General features: G+C 68.4%; 18 protein-coding genes. 8 read left to right on the top strand and 10 right to left on the bottom strand.

The window, feature by feature from the left end; genetic code table 11:
* Nucleotide 1: 1 nt before the first annotated feature.
* From NPA30_RS00570 to NPA30_RS00550, 5 genes are all read left to right on the top strand, one after another.
* Complete coding sequence (locus NPA30_RS00570; RefSeq protein WP_256800379.1) at nt 2-1,093, top strand: ABC transporter ATP-binding protein; 1,092 nt, start codon at nt 2-4, stop codon at nt 1,091-1,093.
* Nucleotides 1,086-1,973 carry a carbohydrate ABC transporter permease gene (locus NPA30_RS00565; RefSeq protein WP_256800378.1) on the top strand — a complete coding sequence of 296 codons (888 nt, stop codon included), beginning with the start codon at nt 1,086-1,088 and terminating at the stop codon, nt 1,971-1,973. Before NPA30_RS00570 ends, NPA30_RS00565 begins: the two co-directional genes overlap by 8 nt.
* Entirely contained in the window at nt 1,970-2,863 is an 894-nt protein-coding gene (locus tag NPA30_RS00560) for a carbohydrate ABC transporter permease (RefSeq protein ID WP_256800377.1), read from the top strand. The genes NPA30_RS00565 and NPA30_RS00560 overlap by 4 nt, the downstream gene beginning before the upstream one ends.
* Nucleotides 2,863-3,147 carry a DUF2160 domain-containing protein gene (locus NPA30_RS00555; protein WP_256800376.1) on the top strand — a complete coding sequence of 95 codons (285 nt, stop codon included), beginning with the start codon at nt 2,863-2,865 and terminating at the stop codon, nt 3,145-3,147. Before NPA30_RS00560 ends, NPA30_RS00555 begins: the two co-directional genes overlap by 1 nt.
* Before the next feature lie 109 nt (nt 3,148-3,256).
* Nucleotides 3,257-5,008 (top strand): ABC transporter substrate-binding protein, encoded by a 1,752-nt coding sequence (locus tag NPA30_RS00550; protein ID WP_256800375.1) that lies wholly within the window; start codon nt 3,257-3,259, stop codon nt 5,006-5,008.
* Nucleotides 5,009-5,216: 208 nt separating this feature from the next.
* Here the strand turns inward: NPA30_RS00550 and NPA30_RS00545 are convergent, their stop codons facing one another.
* The 9 genes from NPA30_RS00545 to NPA30_RS00505 form a co-directional block, all read right to left on the bottom strand.
* Nucleotides 5,217-5,561 (bottom strand): RidA family protein, encoded by a 345-nt coding sequence (locus NPA30_RS00545; RefSeq protein WP_256800373.1) that lies wholly within the window; start codon nt 5,559-5,561, stop codon nt 5,217-5,219.
* 57 nt (nt 5,562-5,618) lie between these two features.
* Nucleotides 5,619-6,743 carry an NAD(P)/FAD-dependent oxidoreductase gene (locus tag NPA30_RS00540; RefSeq protein WP_256800372.1) on the bottom strand — a complete coding sequence of 375 codons (1,125 nt, stop codon included), beginning with the start codon at nt 6,741-6,743 and terminating at the stop codon, nt 5,619-5,621.
* A 1-nt stretch (nt 6,744) separates the two neighbouring features.
* Nucleotides 6,745-8,181: an FAD/NAD(P)-dependent oxidoreductase gene (locus NPA30_RS00535; protein WP_256800370.1), complete on the bottom strand. Its 1,437-nt coding sequence runs from the start codon at nt 8,179-8,181 to the stop codon at nt 6,745-6,747.
* On the bottom strand, nt 8,178-8,480 hold the full coding sequence (locus NPA30_RS00530) for a (2Fe-2S)-binding protein (protein WP_256800368.1): 303 nt from the start codon (nt 8,478-8,480) through the stop codon (nt 8,178-8,180). The genes NPA30_RS00535 and NPA30_RS00530 overlap by 4 nt, the downstream gene beginning before the upstream one ends.
* Nucleotides 8,461-9,579 (bottom strand): NAD(P)/FAD-dependent oxidoreductase, encoded by a 1,119-nt coding sequence (locus NPA30_RS00525; protein WP_256800366.1) that lies wholly within the window; start codon nt 9,577-9,579, stop codon nt 8,461-8,463. The genes NPA30_RS00530 and NPA30_RS00525 overlap by 20 nt, the downstream gene beginning before the upstream one ends.
* Nucleotides 9,580-9,610: 31 nt before the next feature.
* Entirely contained in the window at nt 9,611-10,411 is an 801-nt protein-coding gene (locus NPA30_RS00520) for an ABC transporter permease (protein WP_256800365.1), read from the bottom strand.
* On the bottom strand, nt 10,408-11,310 hold the full coding sequence (locus NPA30_RS00515) for an ABC transporter permease (RefSeq protein WP_256800364.1): 903 nt from the start codon (nt 11,308-11,310) through the stop codon (nt 10,408-10,410). The genes NPA30_RS00520 and NPA30_RS00515 overlap by 4 nt, the downstream gene beginning before the upstream one ends.
* Nucleotides 11,307-12,341 (bottom strand): ABC transporter ATP-binding protein, encoded by a 1,035-nt coding sequence (locus NPA30_RS00510; RefSeq protein WP_256800363.1) that lies wholly within the window; start codon nt 12,339-12,341, stop codon nt 11,307-11,309. Before NPA30_RS00510 ends, NPA30_RS00515 begins: the two co-directional genes overlap by 4 nt.
* A gap of 68 nt (nt 12,342-12,409) precedes the next feature.
* Entirely contained in the window at nt 12,410-13,450 is a 1,041-nt protein-coding gene (locus NPA30_RS00505) for an ABC transporter substrate-binding protein (protein WP_256800362.1), read from the bottom strand.
* A gap of 119 nt (nt 13,451-13,569) precedes the next feature.
* On the opposite strand from NPA30_RS00505, the gene NPA30_RS00500 reads away from it, so the two are divergent.
* The 3 genes from NPA30_RS00500 to NPA30_RS00490 all read left to right on the top strand — a co-directional run bounded on the left by NPA30_RS00500 (nt 13,570) and on the right by NPA30_RS00490 (nt 14,999).
* Complete coding sequence (locus NPA30_RS00500) at nt 13,570-14,475, top strand: LysR substrate-binding domain-containing protein (RefSeq protein ID WP_256800361.1); 906 nt, start codon at nt 13,570-13,572, stop codon at nt 14,473-14,475.
* Between the two features lie 66 nt (nt 14,476-14,541).
* The gene (locus NPA30_RS00495) at nt 14,542-14,835 is read left to right on the top strand and encodes a hypothetical protein (protein WP_256800360.1); all 294 of its coding nucleotides are present in this window, start codon (nt 14,542-14,544) and stop codon (nt 14,833-14,835) included.
* Nucleotides 14,829-14,999: a type II toxin-antitoxin system HicB family antitoxin gene (locus NPA30_RS00490; RefSeq protein WP_256800359.1), complete on the top strand. Its 171-nt coding sequence runs from the start codon at nt 14,829-14,831 to the stop codon at nt 14,997-14,999. Before NPA30_RS00495 ends, NPA30_RS00490 begins: the two co-directional genes overlap by 7 nt.
* Nucleotides 15,000-15,273: 274 nt before the next feature.
* Here the strand turns inward: NPA30_RS00490 and NPA30_RS00485 are convergent, their stop codons facing one another.
* On the bottom strand, nt 15,274-16,005 hold the full coding sequence (locus tag NPA30_RS00485; RefSeq protein ID WP_256800358.1) for a GntR family transcriptional regulator: 732 nt from the start codon (nt 16,003-16,005) through the stop codon (nt 15,274-15,276).
* Nucleotides 16,006-16,027: the final 22 nt, after the last annotated feature.

The raw sequence follows: 16,027 nt of genomic DNA, 5'->3' as shown, positions 1-16,027 counted from the left end.
GATGGCCCGCATCCGCCTCGACCACATCCGCCACGCCTACACGCCCGATCTTGCCCGCGCCGGCACCTACGCCCTGCGCGAGGTCGACCACAGCTTCGAGGACGGCGGCGCCTATGCGCTGCTCGGCCCCTCCGGCTGCGGCAAGACCACGCTCCTCAACATCATCTCCGGCCTGCTGACGCCGTCCGAGGGGCACGTGCGCTTCGACGACCGGGACGTTACGCGGCTGACGCCCGAGGCGCGCAACATCGCCCAGGTGTTCCAGTTCCCGGTGATCTACGACACCATGACGGTGCGCGAGAACCTCGCCTTCCCGCTGAAGAACCGGAAGGTGCCGGCCGCCGAAATCAGGACGCGCGTCGCCGACATGCTGCGCCGCATCGGCCTCGAGGCGAAGGCCGACCGCAAGGCCCGCGGCCTCACCGCCGACGAGAAGCAGAAGATCTCGCTCGGCCGCGGCCTGGTGCGCTCCGACGTCAACGCGATCCTGTTCGACGAGCCGCTGACCGTCATCGACCCGCACATGAAGTGGCAGCTCCGCTCCGAGCTGAAACAGCTGCACCGCGAGTTCGCGATGACCATGGTCTACGTGACCCACGACCAGACCGAGGCGCTCACCTTCGCCGACAAGGTCGTGGTGATGCATGCCGGCGAGGTCGTGCAGATCGGGACCCCCGAGGAGCTCTTCGAGCGGCCGCGGCACACCTTCGTCGGCTACTTCATCGGCTCGCCCGGCATGAACATCCTGCCCTGCCGCCTCGAGGACGGCGCGGCGGTGGTGTCGGGCGCCCGCATCGCGTTGCCGGGGATCCTTCCGGCCCGGACGCCCGGACGCATCGAGCTCGGCGTGCGGCCTGAATTCGTGCGGATCGTGCCGCGCGGCAGCGGCGTGCCCGTCACCATCGACCGGGTCGAGGACGTCGGCTCCGAGCGCATCGTGCGGGCCCGGCTGAACGGCGCACCGCTGAGCGCCGTCCTGCGCGACGACGCTCCCATTCCGGCCGAGGCGGATGCGAGCTTCGCGCCGGAAGGACTGAACCTCTACGCCGAGTCCTGGCTGGTCGAGCGCGACGGGAGGCTGGCGCATGGATAAGACCTGGAACAACCGGGCCTGGTTCCTGGTGCTGCCGGTGCTGGTGCTGGTCGCCTTCTCGGCCGTCATCCCGCTGATGACGGTGGTCAACTACGCCTTCCAGGACACCTTCGGGAACAACCAGTTCTTCTGGTACGGCACCGACTGGTTCAAGGAGATGCTGACCTCCGACCGCTTCCACGACGCGCTGGTCCGCAACCTTCTCTTCTCGGCCATCATCCTCGCCATCGAGGTGCCGCTCGGCATCCTCGTTGCGCTGTCGATGCCCAAGAAGGGCGTCTGGGTGTCGGTCTGCCTCGTCCTGATGGCGCTGCCGCTCTTGATCCCGTGGAACGTCGTCGGCACGATCTGGCAGGTCTTCGGGCGGACCGACATCGGGCTCCTCGGCTACACCCTCGATGCGATGGGCATCGACTACAACTACGTCGCCAATCCGGTGGACGCCTGGGCGACGGTGATCCTGATGGACGTCTGGCACTGGACCAGCCTCGTCGTCCTGCTCTGCTACGCCGGGCTCGTGTCGATCCCCGACGCCTACTACCAGGCCGCCAAGATCGACGGCGCCTCGCGCTGGGCCGTCTTCCGCTACATCCAGCTGCCGAAGATGGGCCGGGTGCTTCTGATCGCCGTGCTCCTGCGCTTCATGGACAGTTTCATGATCTACACCGAGCCCTTCGTCGTCACCGGCGGCGGCCCCGGCAACTCGACGACCTTCCTGTCGATCGACCTCGTCAAGCTGGCGATCGGGCAGTTCAACCTCGGCGAGGCAGCGGCGATGAGCCTGATCTACTTCCTGATCATCCTCGCGCTGTCCTGGGTCTTCTACACCGTGATGACCAATGTCGGGGCGGACCGGCCGGTCAAGGAGGCCGCACGATGAGCGACCAGGCGACCACTGCGGCCGGCGCGCTGCCCGCCGAACCTCGCTCTGAGACGGCGCTGTCGGCGCGCGAGCATGCGGCGAGCGGGCGCTTCCGGCCGAAGGCGCTGATCCCGATCCTCTACATCCTCTTCCTGCTCCTGCCGATCTACTGGCTCGTCAACATGAGCTTCAAGACGAACCAGGAGATCGTGACGACGATGACGCTCGTCCCGAACCATCCGACGCTGAAGAACTACGCGACGATCTTCACCGACCCGTCCTGGTATTCGGGCTACGTCAACTCGCTGATCTACGTGTTGATGAACATGGTGATCTCGGTGGCGGCGGCGCTGCCGGCGGCCTACGCCTTCTCGCGTTACCGCTTCCTCGGCGACAAGCACCTGTTCTTCTGGCTCCTGACCAACCGGATGGCGCCGCCGGCCGTCTTCGCCCTGCCCTTCTTCCAGCTCTACTCGGCCTTCGGCCTGATCGACACGCACATCGCGGTGGCGCTCGCCCATTGCCTGTTCAACGTGCCGCTGGCGGTGTGGATTCTGGAGGGCTTCATGTCGGGTGTCCCGAAGGAGATCGACGAGACCGCCTACATCGACGGCTATTCGTTCCCGCGCTTCTTCGTCCGGATCTTCATGCCGCTGATCGCCAGCGGTATCGGTGTCGCCGCCTTCTTCTGCTTCATGTTCTCCTGGGTCGAGCTCCTGCTCGCCCGCACGCTGACGGTGACGGCGGCCAAGCCGATCGCCGCGATCATGACCCGCACCGTCTCGGCGGCCGGCATGGACTGGGGGCTCCTCGCGGCCGCCGGCGCGCTCACCATCATCCCCGGCGCGGTCGTGATCTGGTTCGTGCGCAACTACATCGCCAAGGGCTTCGCCCTGGGGAGGGTGTGATGATCGACCTCACCTGGATGGCCTGGACCTGGCCGACGGCGATCTTCTTCGTCGCGATCGTCCTGATGCTCGTCGGCATGGGCGTCTGGGAATGGGCCGTGCCCGGCGGCACCCCGAGGGTCGGCATCCTCAACTTCGAGACGACCCGCGGCGACCGCCTGTTCGTGTCGCTGCTCGGCTCGGCCTTCATCTGCCTCGGCTGGCTGTGGGGCACGGAACTGCCGCTGTGGTACGCGCTGATTCCCTGCGCGGCCTTCTTCATTCTCGTCTTCCGGCTGGTCTAGCCGGGGGCGGAACTGCCGGGGCGCGCCGCCGGTCGCGCGTCCAGTGCGGCATCACGACCGGCAGGCCGATCGGGAGGATCGGCCGGGCAACGACACGGGAGGGTTTGACATGAAGCGCATTCTTTGGGGCTCGACGGCGCTCTTGGCCGTCGCACTGGCGAGCGGTCCGGCGCTGGCCGGCATGGACGAGGCCAAGCAGTTCCTCGACACCGAGATCAAGGACCTGTCGACGCTCTCGCGCGCCGACCAGGAAAAGGAGATGCAGTGGTTCGTCGACGCCGCCAAGCCCTTCCAGGGCATGGAGATCCACGTCGTCTCCGAATCGCTCACGACGCACGCCTACGAGTCGAAGACGCTCGCCCCCGCCTTCACGGCGATCACCGGGATCAAGGTCGTCCACGACATCATCCAGGAGGGTGACGTCGTCGAGAAAATCCAGACCCAGATGCAGACCGGCCAGAACCTCTATGACGGCTGGGTCAACGATTCCGACTTCATCGGCACCCACTGGCGCTACGGCCAGGTGCGCAGCCTGACCGACTGGATGAAGAACGAGGGCAAGGACGTCACCAATCCGATGCTCGACATCGACGACTTCATCGGCAAGTCGTTCACCACCGCGCCGGACGGCGAGATGTACCAGCTGCCGGACCAGCAGTTCGCCAACCTCTACTGGTTCCGCTACGACTGGTTCAACGACGAGAAGAACAAGGCCGACTTCAAGGCCAAGTACGGCTACGACCTCGGCGTCCCCGTCAACTGGTCGGCCTATGAGGACATTGCCGAATTCTTCACCGGCCGCGAGGCGGACGGCAAGAAGGTCTACGGCCACATGGACTACGGCAAGAAGGATCCATCGCTCGGCTGGCGTTTCACCGACGCCTGGCTGTCGATGGCCGGCAACGGCGATAAGGGCCTGCCGAACGGCAAGCCGGTCGATGAATGGGGCATCCGCGTCAACGACAAGAGCCAGCCGACCGGCTCGTGCGTCGCGCGCGGCGGCGACACCAACGGCCCGGCGGCCGTCTACTCGATCGCCAAGTATCTCGACTGGCTGAAGGCTTACGCGCCGGCCGAGGCGCAGGGCATGACCTTCTCCGAATCGGGTCCGGTGCCGGCGCAGGGCAACATCGCCCAGCAGATCTTCTGGTACACCGCCTTCACCGCCGACATGGCCAAGGAAGGCCTGCCGGTCGTCAACGAGGACGGCACGCCGAAGTGGCGCGTCGCGCCCTCGCCGCACGGCGTCTACTGGAAGGACGGCATGAAGCTCGGCTACCAGGACGTCGGCTCCTGGACGCTGATGAAGTCGACCCCGGTCGACCGGGCGAAGGCCGCCTGGCTCTACGCCCAGTTCGTCACCTCCAAGACGGTGGACGTGAAGAAGAGCCATGTCGGCCTCACCTTCATCCGCGACTCCACCATCCGCGACAAGTCGTTCACCGAGCGCGCGCCGAAGCTCGGCGGCCTGATCGAGTTCTACCGCTCGCCGGCCCGCGTGCAGTGGACTCCGACCGGAACCAACGTCCCGGACTACCCGAAGCTCGCCCAGCTCTGGTGGCAGAACATCGGCGACGCCGCCTCCGGCGCCAAGACGCCGCAGGAGGCGATGGACGCGCTCTGCGCCGACCAGGAAAAGGTGATGGAGCGCCTCGAGCGGGCCGGCATTCAGGGCGACATCGGCCCGAAGCTGAACGAGGAGCACGACATGGACTACTGGGTCGCGGAGGCCAAGAAGGATGGCAACATCGCGCCCCAGCCCAAGGTCGAGAACGAGAAGGAAAAGCCGGTCACCGTCAACTATGACGAGCTGGTGAAGAGCTGGCAGGACTCCGAGGCGGCGACCAAGACGTCGAACTGACCGCGCGGGGTCGGACACGAGACGAAGGCCGGGCGCAAGCCCGGCCTTCTGCATGTCGACGTCCCTGCCGCGGCTGCCTGTCCGCCCTGTCGGACCCGGGCAGCAGCTCCCCGTGTGGGGCCCGCCGCGTCACCGCGGTCGGAAGGGCCGCCTGTCGTGCAAGCGCCGGCCGCGCCGCCCGAAGACGAGCGCCGCTTGCGACGGTAGCCTAGACCGCCGCGCTCACCACGATCTCGATCAGGATGTCCTTGCCGAGATCGGCGACACCGATCGTGGCGCGAGTCGGCAGGTCGCCGGCTTCGATCCAGCGCGTCCAGGACTGGTTCATCGCGTCCTTCTGGCTCATGTCCGTGATGTAGAGCATCGCCGTCAGGAGCCTGGTCTTGTCGGTGCCCGCCTCGGCGAGCAGCGCATCGATCTTCTCGCAGATCTGGGCCGTCTGGCCGCCCATCGACTGGCTGCGGTCGTCGGCGACGATGCCGCCGAGATAGACGACGCCGTTGTGCTCCACCATGCGGTGCATGATCGGGGTCTGGAGAATGCGCTTGACCATCTGTTGTCCTTTCGTGGTCGCTGGAGGTGCCGGTGATGACCGGCGGGAAAGCCTGGCTCAGGCGGCCGCTGCGGCGGCGAAGCGGCCGATCGAAAAGGGCTCGATCGGCAGGTTGGTGCGCCCGGACACGACGAGCTCCGCGATGATCGCGCCGCAGATCGGCCCGAGCTGGAAGCCGTGCAGCGAGTAGCCGAAGGAGTGGAACAGCCCCTCCTGCGTCCCGCTCGGCCCGATCACCGGGATGCCGTCGGCCATGCGCGCCTCGATGCCGGCCCAGGCCCGGACGAGACGCGCGTCCCGCATCACCGGAAACAGCTCCCTCGCCGTCCGGGCGTTTTCGCCGAGCTTGACGTAGTCGAGTTCGGTGCGGTTGCTCGCGGGATCGGCGCGGCCGAGATAGCCGCCTCCGATCAGCACCGTGCCGTTGGCGAACTGCTTGAAGGACAGCGTGCGCGAGGTCGCGCCGACCACGGGCGTCAGGAAGTGCGGGCGACGTTCGGTGATCATCAGCATCGGGGCCACGACCTCGAGCGGCACCGGTTCGCCGGCGGCCGCGGCGATGGTGCCGGCCCAGGCGCCGGCCGCGTTCACCAGCACCGGCGCCGAATGTCGGGTGCCGTCGGCGAGCGTCGCCGTCCAGACGCCATCGCGACGCTCGACGGTGGCCGTTCCGCACCCCTCCACGATGTCGGCGCCCAATCGCGCCGCCTTGTTGCGGAAGGCCTGCACCGTCCTGAAGGGCAGCGCCGCGCCGTCGGCCCGCGAGATCAGGCCCCCGACGCAGTGCTCGGCGACCGCCGGCAGAAGCTCGCGCAGCTCGCTCTGCCCGATGACCTCCTCGTGGTCGAACCCGGCGTCCATGAGCTCCCGTGCGCGAGCCCGGCAGAGCGCGAGATCGGCTTCGCTCTCCGCGACCTTGATCTGACCGTGGCTCTCGAAGCCGCAGTCGTCGTCGACGAGGTCCTCGATCCGATGCCAGAGCTCCATCGAGGCGATGGAGAGCGGGACCTCCGGCATCGCGCGTCCGAGCCGGCGCACGCCGCCGGCATTGACGCCGGAGGCATGCCGACCCGGATAGTCCTTCTCGATCAGCCGCACCAACAGGCCGCGCATCGACAGCTGCAGCGCGGCCGAGCAGCCATGCAGGCCGCCGCCGATGACGAGGACGTCGCTGGTCGCCATGTCAGCCCCGGGCCACCGTCTTGATCTCGGCCTCGCTGTGCTCGAGCGTCGCGAGCTCGGCGAGCGTGATCGGCTTCACCGGGGCGCGCAGACGGTAGTAGCCGACTTCTGCCGGATCGACGCCGCGCGTGCGGGCGATCGTCTCGGTGACGGTGAGGCCGCAGAGGCGTCCCTGGCACGGGCCCATCCCGCAGCGCAGGAACGACTTCAGCTGGTTCGGCCCGAGCACGTTGAGGTTGGCGACGACGTCGCGGATCTGGCCCCCGGTGACCTCCTCGCAGCGGCAGGCGACGGTTGCATCGGTGGCGACACGGAACTGCTCCGCCGGCCGGTAGAGCCGGTCGAGGAAGGCCCGCCCCCGGTCGTACCGCGCGACGATCGCACGGATCGGCGCCGCGCGGCGCGCCTTCTCCTCCGGCGTGATCCTGCCGAGCGCCGCCAGCGCATCGAGCGCGGCGAGGCGGCCGCGCTCGGCCGCCGCCTCTGCGCCTGCGATCCCGGCCCCGTCGCCGGCGATCGCGATCCCGCCGACGCTGGTGGCGCCCCACGCGTCCACCCGCGGCACGAAGGCGAGCTGCTCGTCGTCCCAGTCGATGGCGCAACCGCTGGCGCTGGCCATGTTGATGTTCGGGACCACCCCCTGATGCAGCAGAAGATGGTCGGCGTCGATGACGCTCTCTCGTCCAGCGACGGTGTAACGGACCTGCGTGAGATGGTCCGAGCCCTCTGCGGCGAGCGCGGTGACGCCGGAGATGACCCTGGCGCTGCCGCGCACGGTCGCCATCAGCCGCAGTCCCTTGCGCAGGTAGGGCGAGGCGAGGAAGCGAGGCAGCTCCGACAGCGCCTTGCGCCAGCTTCCCTTCGGGGTCGTGTCGAGGATCGCATCGAAGCGCTTGCCGGCGGCGAGGTACTGGGCGGCGATGAGCCACAGCAGCGGTCCGGTGCCCGCCAGAACGACCTTGCCGGAGACCGCGACGCCGGCCGTCTTCAGGAGGATCTGCGCAGCGCCAGCGGTCATCACGCCGGGCAGCGTCCAGCCCGGGATCGGAAACGGCCGCTCCAGCGCGCCGGTCGCCATGATCACGCGCGTCGCCCGGATCATCCGGGTCCGCCCGCCCCGGGAGATGCCGAGCTCGCGCTCCGGCGACAGCTGCCAGACGGTCGCCTGCGGCAGGTAGCTCGCAGCGCTGCCGGCAAAGGCCGACGCGATCTCCGCGCCCTTCCAGTACTCCTCGCCGAGCAGCCTGCGCTCGGTGAGCGGCGTCGAGCCGATGCCGCGATAGATCTGGCCGCCCGGCGCCGGGTTCTCGTCGACGAGAAGGCACGACACCCCGGCTCCGGCGGCGAGCGTCGCCGCGGCCATGCCCGCCGGTCCTGCGCCGATCACGACGAGATCGTAGGCGGCGGCGAGTTCGGAAACCTCGTTCAGCGTGTTCATCGCGCCAGCTCCCGCTTGCCGTGCCCGAGCTGGGTCTCGACCGCCATGCCGGCCTGCAGCGGCACGAGGCAGCCCTGGCGGTTGCCGACGCCGTCGATCGTCACGAGGCACTCGAAGCAGACGCCCATCATGCAATAGGGCGCGCGCGGAGCACCGCCGACGGCGCTCGTGCGGCACGTCTCGACTCCGGCCGCCAGCAGTGCGGCGGCGACGGTGTCTCCGGCGCGGCCCTCGAGCCGCCGGCCGTCGAGGGTGAAGGGGATCGGCATGCCGCCGGGCTCAGGAAGCCGCTGATACATGGAACCTCCGTGCGGAGAAGTCGTCGAAGTCGGACGTGAGACCGCCGTCGGCGAGCTTGCCGGCGAGGATCTGCGAATGGGCGGCGGCCAGCGTGACACCGGAGTGGCAGGTGACGACGTAGGCGCCGGGATGGCTGGGGGACTCCTCGTAGATCGGGAAGCCGTCGCGGCTGTAGACGCGAAGCGCCGACCAGGTGCGCACCACGTTGAGGCGGCCGAGCCGCGGAAACATGCGCACCGCCCGGTCGGCCATTACCGCGTTGATGCCGGGTCGCATCACATCGTGGTCGTCCGCCTCCTCCTGACTGTCGCCGATCATCACGCCGCCCTCGTCGGTCTGACGGATGGTCGACAGCGGCATGTCGAGGAAGGGGGCGGTCTTCTCGGTGACGATGACCTGGCCGCGGAGCGGGCGCACGGGCACGTCGAGCCCGACCATCGCGCCGAGCCGCGGGTTGTCGAGGCCGGCGGCGAGCACGACCCGGTCGGCGGTGTGGGCGCCATCCGGCGTGACGAGGCGATAGCCCCCGTCGCCCGCCTCGATCCGGTCGACCAGCGCGCCGTTGCGGTAGCTCCCGCCGTTCCGGACGAAGCCTGCGTGCATGGCACGGAAGAGCTTCAGCGAGTTGACGTCGCCGTCGAGCGCGCAATAGGTGCCGCCCGCGACCTCCGGCCCGGCCTCGGGCAACCGCCGGCGGATCTCGTCTCCATCGAGCACCTCGATGTGATACGGCTCGACCTCGTCCTGGTTGTGCAGGCGCTGGATGGACGCGGCGCGCCGTTCGAGTTCGTCCTGCGACAGCACGAGGTGAAAGCCGCCGGGCCGGCGATAGGCGAGATCGAAGCCGGCGACCTCGCGCAGCTCAGCGGCGAAACCGGGCCAGTGGTCGGACGAGGCCCGCGTCCAGGTGGCGTAGCGGGGCATTCCGAGCCCCTTGCTCTGGACCCAGACCAGGGCGAAGTTGCCGCGCGAGGCACGCTTGGCGACGTCGCCTTCGTCCAGCATCAGGACCTTCAGCCCGCGCTTGCCGAGGCCGTAGGCGACGGCAGCGCCGACCAGCCCGCCTCCGACGACGGCAAAATCGTAATCGTTCTGCATTGTCTTGTTCTTTCGATAGCCCCAGAGCCGGCTAGCTGCGGCCGGGCCCGACCAGAAGGCGCTCCATCCCGAAGACCCTGTCGAGGACGATCATCACGAGGACGGTGCCCATGATGAGGATCGCCGAGACCGCGGCGACGAGCGGATCGATGTTGTCCTGGATGTAGAGGAAGAGCCGCACCGGGAGCGTCGTCGTCTGTGGCGTCGAGACGAAGACGCTCATCGTCACCTCGTCGAAGCTCTGGATGAAGCAGAGGATCCACCCCGACACGACGCCTGGCAGGATCAGGGGCAGCGTCACCCGTCGGAAGGTCGTCCAGCGCGCGGCCCCGAGCGAGACAGCAGCATTCTCGATCTGCCGGTCGATGCCGACGGCACTGGTCAGCACGAGCCGCAGGGCGAAGGGGAACACGACGATGAGGTGGCCCGAGAACAGCGCCCAGGCCGAGATCCCGATGCCGGTCTCGGTGAAGAGGCGCAGCAGCGCGATGCCGAGGACGAGGTGCGGGATCATCAGCGGCGACTGGAACAGGCTGAGGATGAGCCCGCGGCCGGCGAACTGGTTGCGCCCGATCGCCAGCGCCGCAGGCACCGCGAGGCACACTGCCGTCGTCGAGGCGAGCGCCGCGAGCCACAGGCTGTCGAGGAAGGACTGCAGGAATTCCGGCCGCTCCGCGAGCGTCCTGAACCAGCGCAGCGAGAGCCCGCTGGTCGGCAGCGACAGGTAGCCGTTCGGCGTGAACGCGACGACGCAGACGACGAGGATCGGCGCGACCGTGAACAGCACGACGAAGCAGTGGAAGGCGAGCGCCAGCGGACCGTTGCGCCTCATTGGAACACCTGCTGGTAGCGCCGCTCGACGAGCCGGTTGCAGCCGACGATGATGACGATGTTGGCGGCGAGGAGGAGCACCGCGATGGTGGCGCCGAGGGGCCAGTTCAGGGTCGACAGGAACTCGTCATAGGCGAGCGTCGCCGCGACCTTCAGGCGGCGGCCGCCGATGATCGAGGGGGTGGCGAAGGACGAGGCCGCGAGCGCGAAGACGATGATCGAGCCGGACAGGATGCCGGGCATGATCTGCGGCAGCACGACGCGTCGCAGCACCGTCGCCTGGCCGGCGCCGAGCGAGACCGCCGCGTTCTCGACCTGGGGATCGAGCTTCTGCAGCGCCGCCCAGACCGAGATCACCATGAACGGCATCAGGACGTGCGCCAGCGCCACCACGACGCCAGTCTCGGCGTACATGAACTCGACGGGCGTCTGGATGAGCCCAAGAGCGATGAGCGTCTGGTTGACCACCCCTGTCGCGCCGAGAAGCATCGCCCAGCCGAGCGTGCGCGCGATCACCGAGATCAGCAGCGGCCCCAGCATCACCAGGAGGAAGATCGAGCGCCACGGACTCGACATCCGGTGCAGGATATAGGCCTCAGGCGCGCCGAGCACGGCGGCGAGCAGCGTCGTGCAGAGCGAGATCCGCAGCGTGCGCAGGAAGATCTCGCCGAAATAGGGGTCGGTGAAGACGTCGACGTAGTTGGCCAGCGCGTAGTCGCTGCTGATCCCGGTGTACATGCCGAAGGAGTGCAGCGACAGGACCAGCGTCATTGCCAGCGGCACCAGCAGCAGCACGCCCATCACCGCAAGCGCCGGGAGCGACAGGAGATAGGGCGCGTAGGTGCCCCTCACGCGCAAGGTGGTGGCGGGTCGTCCCGGCGTGGCGGCGACCGCGCTCATCGCACGGCCTCGCGCGGCAGCACGCGCATGTCGTCGGCCGACCAGGTGAGCCGCACCGCCTCGTCGACGGCGGGTACGCGGCCACGGCCGTTCGGCGCCAGCACCGCCAGCGGACCGACGACGCTCTCGACCTCGAAATACCACTGGCTGCCCTGGAACACCCGCTTGCGCACCGTCCCGGCAAGGCCCGTCTCAGCGAAGGTCACCCGCTCGGGCCGCACCGCGACATGCACGGGCCCGGCCGGCGCGCCGCCAGGAACCGTCCAGGTTTCGCCGGCCACCGAGACCGCCGCTCCCGCGCAATCGCCCTCGACCGTGTTGGTGCGGCCGAGAAAATCGGCGACGAACCGCGTCGCCGGCACCTGATAGGCCGCCTCCGGCGCGTCGATCTGCTCGATGCGGCCCTTGCTCATCACCACGATCCGGTCCGACAGCGCCATCGCCTCGGCCTGATCGTGGGTGACGAGGATGGTGGTGAGGCCGGTGCGCTCCTGAATGTCGCGCAACTCGCCCTGCATCTCCTCGCGCAGCTTGGCGTCGAGGTTGGACAGAGGTTCGTCGAGCAGCAGCAGATGCGGCTCGATCACCAGCGCCCGCGCCAGCGCGACGCGCTGCTGCTGGCCGCCGGACATGCGCTTCGGGTAGCGGTCGGCCATCGCCGACAGGCCCACGAGCTGGAGCGCCGCCGCGACGCGGCGATCGCGATCGGCGCGGTTCACCTTCCGCATCTCCAGCCCGAACCCGACGTTTTCCGCCACGGTCATGTGCGGGAAGAGCGCATAGCTCTGGAACACGATGCCGAGGCCGCGCCGGGCGGGATGCACCCGGGCCAGATCCTGGCCCTCGAGCAGGATCCGGCCGGAGGTCACGTCGACGAAGCCGGCGATCATCTGCAGCGTCGTCGTCTTCCCGCAGCCGGATGGCCCCAGCAGCGAGACGAACTCACCGCGCTCGATGTCGAGCGAGATGCCGTCGACGGCCGTGATGCTGTCGTAGACCTTGGTCAGGCGTTCGATCGTAAGGAAGCTCATCGACGGATCTCTCGTCCGGTGGACCCGCCCGCGCTCGCGGGCGGGCGTCGCGTTCGACGCTACGCCGCTCAGCGCTCGACCTCACGCGTCCAGCGGGTGTTCCACTCCTCGCGATGCTGGTTGACGTAGTCCCAGTCGACCTTGCGCAGCTTGCCGACCCGCTCCGGGCCGTAGGGAATGTCGGCGGCCTGCTCGTCGGTCAGCTTGGCGTTCTTGTTGACCGGACCGTAGCCGTAGCCGATGGCGAGCTTCTGCTGCACCTCGGGCGAGAGCAGGTACTGGAGGAACGCCTGTGCCTCCGGCTGGCTGCGGCCGGCGACCGGGCAGCCGAGAATGCCGAGCGCGACGGCACCCTCCTTGGGATAAACCATCTGGACCGGGAAGCCGGTCGTCTTCAGCGAGTTGATGCGCGCCGAGCCCCACACGCTGAGCACCGCCTGGCCGTTCTGGAACAGCGCGGTCATCTGACCGGGCGACGGCTCGTAGGCGAGGACGTTCGGGCCGATCTCGTCCGTGAAGGCCTTGAAACCCGGATCGATGTCCTGCTCGCTGCCGCCGGCCAGTCCCGCTTCCATGATGAGCGCGTGCAGGCCGTAGGTGTTGGACAGCGGCGGCACCACCAGCTTGCCCTTGTATTTCGCGTCCTTGAGGTCTGCCCAGGAGGTCGGGGCGTCCCAGCCCTGCTGCTTGAAGTAGTCGGTGTTGTACATCAGGCCGGTGGCGACCACGCCGAGCCCGGTGGCCTTGTTCCCGGAGACCTTGGCCGTGTCGTAGAGATCGCCGTAGACCGGCGCCGATGTCAGGTCCTGGCAGAGGCCGAGGGCGATCGCCTGGTACATCGGACCGTCGTCCATGATCGCGACGTCGATCTGCGGGCCGGACTTGGTGGCGACCAGCCGCGCCAGCGTGTCGGTCGAGTTGCCTGCCGTGTATTCGATGCGGACGTTGTGCTCCTTCTCGAAGGCCGGGAACACCTGCTCGCGCATCAGCTGCTCGAAGGAGCCACCATAAGCTGCGACGGAGAGAACCTTCTCCTGCGCGGCTGCCGTGGCCGCAGCCGAGAGCGTGAAGATCGCGGCCGAAGCCAGAAGGGTACGCCGAGTGCTCATCATCGCATCCTGTTCAGAAATTGCTCACACAAGAAGCTTTCAAAACTGGGCGACATAAGTCAAATACGTTTTCAGACCAACTCCATTATAGAATGTTATAGGTTGGAAGGATAGGACGCGTGTTGAAGAGTCGCCAGCTCGAGGCCTTCCGAGCCGTCATCCTGATCGGATCGGCCTCCGAGGCGGCCGCCTCGCTGGGGATCAGCCAACCGGCCGTCAGCCGCCTGATCGCCGATCTCGAGCAGCAGTTGAAGCTGCAGCTGTTCGAGCGACGCGGCGGCAAACTCCTGCCGACGGCCGACGGGATCACGCTCTACCGCGAGGTGGATCGCTCCTTCGTCGGCCTCGAACGCATCGAACTTGCCGCGCGCGACATCCGGGAGCGGCGAGGCGGCGCACTCCGGGTGGCCGGTCTGCCGGCTCTGGCCGGGAGCTTCCTGCCCGGCGTCGTCGCCGAGTTCGTCAAGGAGCGGCCGGCCGTCGACATCACCCTCTATGGCATGACGTCGCCTTCGGTCCTCGACTGGGTCGTCGCGGGCCGCTGCGACGTCGGCTTCGTCCAGGAGCGCATTCCGCACTCCGCGATCGTCTCGGAAGATCTTCCGGCGGTCCCGGGCGTCTTCGCCGCGCCTGTCGGCCATCCGCTTCTCGCCAAGGAGACCATCGTTCCGCAGGACCTGCACGGATGCGACCTCGTCGCACTCGCCGGCCCGTCGCTGATGCGCAGCAAATTCGACGCGGTGATGACCACCCATTCGGTCCTGCCGGTGATCCGGGCCGAAACTCCGCTGACGATGATCGCCTGCGGCCTGGTCAGCGCCGGTCTCGGCTGCGCCATCGTCGACTTCTTCACCGCCCGCCACATCCGCTGGCCGAACGTCGAACTGCGGCCCTTCCGGCCGACCATCACCTTCGAGTGGTCGCTGATCACGCCCGGCTTCTCGGCGTCCTCATCGATTTCGCGCGAGTTCATCGAGACGTTCCACCGGCGGTTTCGCGCCAGGATCGCGGAGTTCGACGGGTGATCCGGCACCCGCCGCTGAGGTGGCCCACCGGCACGGGACCCCTCGCACAGAGGGGCGGAGACCCACATGTGGTCGCTCGCCTCGACCGGCGGTCGAGCGCCGAGCCGGTTCGAAAAAGCGAGCGGTTCAGTTCAACCGCGCTCCTATGGCTTTGTCGAACAGGTGGATGCCGCCCGCCGGGAAGGCGAAGGGGACGACGTCACCCTCGCGGACGGCCGGACATCCCCGGAGCGTGGCTGTGACGGCCGTCGTTCCGACCTTTCCGAACACCTGCAGGTCGGCACCCTTCGGCTCGATCATGTCCACCCAATCCCGACCGGCACCCTGCGCAACATCTACAGAATAGGCGGGCGGTGCTGACCGCGCTGGTGACGGTCGACCTTCCGGGCCGCTCCAAGCGCCTCAACATCTCGATGGACGAGCGCCTGATGGACCGGGTGGATGCCCGCGCGGCCGCACTCGGCAAGAGCCGCCCGGCCTTTCTCGCGCTGGCGGCGCGCCAGCGCCTGCAGGAGAGCGCCTGACGGGGCAAGAGATCCCGATCTGCGCCATGCAATGGACGTCGGCCGCTGGCACCTTTTCTCGGGCCTCGTCCGAGCGGCAGAGGCAGGGCCCGCGGCGCGGTCGAGGATCGCGGCGGGGGCGCCGCCGTCACCCGTCAGATCGCGCCGACGCTCTCCTGACCCGCGGCCTGCGAGCGGCGCATCGTCTGACCCCTTGAGCGGAGCGCCTTGGCGGGCCACCGACCTGTCGCCGCCAGCGGTCGGAGTCCGTCGGCCCGACACGGAAGGAATCGTGTCAGGCGCTTTCGCCGTCCGCGCCGCCCGCGCCTCGCTTGTAGAAGCGCCGGATCGCAAGGTTGGAGGAGCGGATGTCGAGCTTGATGGCCCAGCGCGCGGCGGCCGGATCCCGCCGTGCGACGGCGTCGATGGCCTCGCCGTGGATACGGACACCGGCATGGAACAGCCGGTCGAACAGTGCCGCGTCCGTGCGCGCCGAGGCGACGATCGGACCGGTCCGCAGCCAGAGCGTCGAGACGACGTCGAGCAGCTGCGGATACCCCGCTCCGCGATAGAGTTCGAAGTGGAACGCCTGGTTGCTCGCCAGCGCCGCCTCGAGATCGTCGGCGCGCAGCGCCTGCGCAATGCCGTCGTTGTGGTGCCGCAGCAGATCGATCAGCTTCGGGTCTTTCGGCGCGCTCGCAGCCCGCTCGGCAGCATAGCCCTCGAGCTGCATGCGGATGCGGATGTAGTTTTCGTGATCCGTCGCCTGGTAGGGGACCACCCGCAGGCTTCGGGGCCCCGACTGTTCGAGAGCACGCTCGGCGATCAGCCGCGCCACCGCGTCGCGCACCGGCATCGGGCTGGTCCCGAGGACCTCGGCCAGGCCGCGGATGGAGACCTGTTCGCCGGGCAGGAATTCGCCCCGCAGGAGCCCCAGTCGGAGGCTCTGGTAGACCCGTTCCTGCACCGTCGTGACGTCGACGGGTGCAAGCGTGCTCTTTTTCCTCGGCGGATCGAAGGTACTCACGTGCTGGGGGCCTCGCTGGGCT

This window comes from Mangrovibrevibacter kandeliae (genome assembly GCF_024519155.1).
GTDB lineage: Bacteria > Pseudomonadota > Alphaproteobacteria > Rhizobiales > Rhizobiaceae > Mangrovibrevibacter > Mangrovibrevibacter kandeliae.
Note: the sequence above shows the minus strand (reverse complement) of the source record. Positions and strands in the feature narration are given on the sequence as shown.

Excerpts from the sequence above, each read along its gene's own strand:
- NPA30_RS00570 (WP_256800379.1), top strand. The coding sequence starts at position 2 with ATGGCCCGCATCCGCCTCGACCACATCCGCCACGCCTACACGCCCGAT.
- NPA30_RS00565 (WP_256800378.1), top strand. The coding sequence starts at position 1,086 with ATGGATAAGACCTGGAACAACCGGGCCTGGTTCCTGGTGCTGCCGGTG.
- NPA30_RS00560 (WP_256800377.1), top strand. The coding sequence starts at position 1,970 with ATGAGCGACCAGGCGACCACTGCGGCCGGCGCGCTGCCCGCCGAACCT.
- NPA30_RS00555 (WP_256800376.1), top strand. The coding sequence starts at position 2,863 with ATGATCGACCTCACCTGGATGGCCTGGACCTGGCCGACGGCGATCTTC.
- NPA30_RS00550 (WP_256800375.1), top strand. The coding sequence starts at position 3,257 with ATGAAGCGCATTCTTTGGGGCTCGACGGCGCTCTTGGCCGTCGCACTG.
- NPA30_RS00545 (WP_256800373.1), bottom strand. The coding sequence starts at position 5,561 with ATGGTCAAGCGCATTCTCCAGACCCCGATCATGCACCGCATGGTGGAG.
- NPA30_RS00540 (WP_256800372.1), bottom strand. The coding sequence starts at position 6,743 with ATGGCGACCAGCGACGTCCTCGTCATCGGCGGCGGCCTGCATGGCTGC.
- NPA30_RS00535 (WP_256800370.1), bottom strand. The coding sequence starts at position 8,181 with ATGAACACGCTGAACGAGGTTTCCGAACTCGCCGCCGCCTACGATCTC.
- NPA30_RS00530 (WP_256800368.1), bottom strand. The coding sequence starts at position 8,480 with ATGTATCAGCGGCTTCCTGAGCCCGGCGGCATGCCGATCCCCTTCACC.
- NPA30_RS00525 (WP_256800366.1), bottom strand. The coding sequence starts at position 9,579 with ATGCAGAACGATTACGATTTTGCCGTCGTCGGAGGCGGGCTGGTCGGC.
- NPA30_RS00520 (WP_256800365.1), bottom strand. The coding sequence starts at position 10,411 with ATGAGGCGCAACGGTCCGCTGGCGCTCGCCTTCCACTGCTTCGTCGTG.
- NPA30_RS00515 (WP_256800364.1), bottom strand. The coding sequence starts at position 11,310 with ATGAGCGCGGTCGCCGCCACGCCGGGACGACCCGCCACCACCTTGCGC.
- NPA30_RS00510 (WP_256800363.1), bottom strand. The coding sequence starts at position 12,341 with ATGAGCTTCCTTACGATCGAACGCCTGACCAAGGTCTACGACAGCATC.
- NPA30_RS00505 (WP_256800362.1), bottom strand. The coding sequence starts at position 13,450 with ATGAGCACTCGGCGTACCCTTCTGGCTTCGGCCGCGATCTTCACGCTC.
- NPA30_RS00495 (WP_256800360.1), top strand. The coding sequence starts at position 14,542 with ATGTGGTCGCTCGCCTCGACCGGCGGTCGAGCGCCGAGCCGGTTCGAA.